We start from the raw sequence: 1,841 nt of genomic DNA, 5'->3' as shown, positions 1-1,841 counted from the left end.
ATCATCGATGCGCAGACCCGGGTACGGGTCGCCCGCCCCTCGCGGGACCTCGTCGCCGCCGAACGCTTCTACGTGGACGGGCTCGGGCTCGACGTGCTGTGGCGCAGCACCGCCCGGGCCCGGGGGGGAGCACGACCTGCTCATGGTGGGTCCCACCGACGGGACGTGGCACTTCGAGCTGACCCGGGACCCGGAGCGGCCCGTGGAACCCAGACCGACCGTGGAGGACCTGTTCGTCGTCTATCTCGGCGCGCCTGTGGAGGAGGAGCAGGTGGAGAAGCTGCTGGCGGCCGGCGGGACACGGGTGACCGCGCACAACCCGTACTGGGAGGAGTACGGGGTGACGGTCGCCGATCCCGACGGCTATCAACTGGTGCTCTGCTCCAGGACCTGGGGGCACTGAGGCCCGGCCCCCGGGCCCCGACGCGCGGGCCCGGCGGGGCTCAGCGCTTGACGGCGCGCAGGACGACGAACTTGGGGTCGCTCGCGACGAGTTCGCTGTTGCCGAAGATCCGGCGCAGGGTCACGTGGTAGCCGAGGTGCCGGTTGCCGACGACCCGGAGTTCGCCGCCGGGGCGCAGGGCGCGCCGGGCATCGGCGAACATGCGGCGGGCGGTGCGGTCGGTGGTCGCCTGGTGGCTGTGGAACGGCGGGTTGTTCAGGACCAGGTCCAGGGAGCCGGGTGGGAGGTCTCCGAGGCCGTCGCCGACGAGGAACTCCGCCTCGCGGTCGGCACCGGCGTGGGCGCGGAAGTTCTCCTCGGCGGAGGCGACCGCCTGGTAGGACTCGTCGGTGAAGACGAGTTCGGCGCCGGGTTCGGCGAGGGCGACCGCCAGGCCGACCACGCCGTTGCCGCAGCCGAGGTCGGCGACCCGCGCCCGGCCGAGGTCCCGGGGGAGGTGGCCGAGGAGGAAGCGGGTGCCGATGTCGAGGCGGTCGGCGCAGAAGACGCCGGCGTGGTTGGTGACGGTGCGCCCGGCGAGCGCGGGAGCCGGGGTGTCGGCGGGGAGGGCGTAGCGGTACGGCCACGGGTTCGGGCCCGGGTCCGCCGCCGGGTCCGGGGTGGTGTGGATCAGCCGGGCCTTCCTGACCGCGAGGGAGGTGCGGGTGGGGCCGAGGATCCGCTCGAAGAGGCGGAGGGTGGAGGTGTGGATCTCCTTGACCATGCCGGTGCCGACGACCACCGTCCCCTCGTGGACGGCGGGGGCGAGCCGGTGCAGCTGGTCCTCCAGGAGCGCCAGGCTCTTGGGGACCCGGACGAGGAGGACGTCGATCCGTTCCGGCGGCGGGTCCTGGGTGGTGAGCAGACGGGCGGCGTCGGGGGCGGCGCCGGCGCGCGCGAGGTTGTCGCGGGTGGCCCGGCGGCCGAGGTAGGAGTCGGAGATCTGGACGAGGGCGCCGGGCGCCGCGGCGTGGAGCGCGGTGGTGAGGGCGCCCCAGCGGTCGCCGAGGACGGCGACGGTGCCGGAGAGGTCGGTGCCGGCGTCGGCGAGGTGGCCCAGGAGGTATTCGTCGGCCGCGTCCCAGGCACGCAGCGGGTCGCGCGGGTCCTCGGGGTGGCGGGTGAGGGCGAAGGTGCCCCATGACGTGGTCAGACGGTTCATCGTGCCCTCAGGCTAGCCGGTCGCCGGCGCCGCCCCGCGCCGGCGGCGTACCGGCACCGCTCCCGTGGCCCTCCCCCTCCGCCGCGCCTCCTCCCCCGCCCGTACCGCCGCCGGGACCGCCGCGCCCCCGGGCTCAGTCCGACGCGGGGTGCTCGGCCCTCCCCCCGCCCGTACCGCCGGTGAGTTCGTCGACGGCCGTCCGCAGGCGGAGGACGCCTTCCGCGATCTCCGTGGGTC

General features: G+C 75.3%; 1 protein-coding gene and 1 pseudogene. One reads left to right on the top strand and one right to left on the bottom strand.

Annotation, left to right across the window (positions count from 1 at the left end):
- Positions 1-403 (top strand): annotated as a pseudogene (locus RIF68_RS35675) (VOC family protein).
- Positions 404-443: 40 nt separating this feature from the next.
- Here RIF68_RS35675 and RIF68_RS35670 read toward each other — a convergent pair.
- Positions 444-1,604, bottom strand: a complete 1,161-nt coding sequence (locus tag RIF68_RS35670; RefSeq protein ID WP_309055769.1) for a methyltransferase — start codon at positions 1,602-1,604, stop codon at positions 444-446.
- Between the last annotated feature and the right edge of the window lie 237 nt (positions 1,605-1,841).

The sequence above is a fragment of the Streptomyces sp. genome (genome assembly GCF_031178505.1).
GTDB classification, from domain to species: domain Bacteria; phylum Actinomycetota; class Actinomycetes; order Streptomycetales; family Streptomycetaceae; genus Streptomyces; species Streptomyces gulbargensis.
This window is presented reverse-complemented; position numbering and strand designations above follow the sequence as displayed.

Excerpts from the sequence above, each read along its gene's own strand:
- RIF68_RS35670 (WP_309055769.1), bottom strand. The coding sequence starts at position 1,604 with ATGAACCGTCTGACCACGTCATGGGGCACCTTCGCCCTCACCCGCCAC.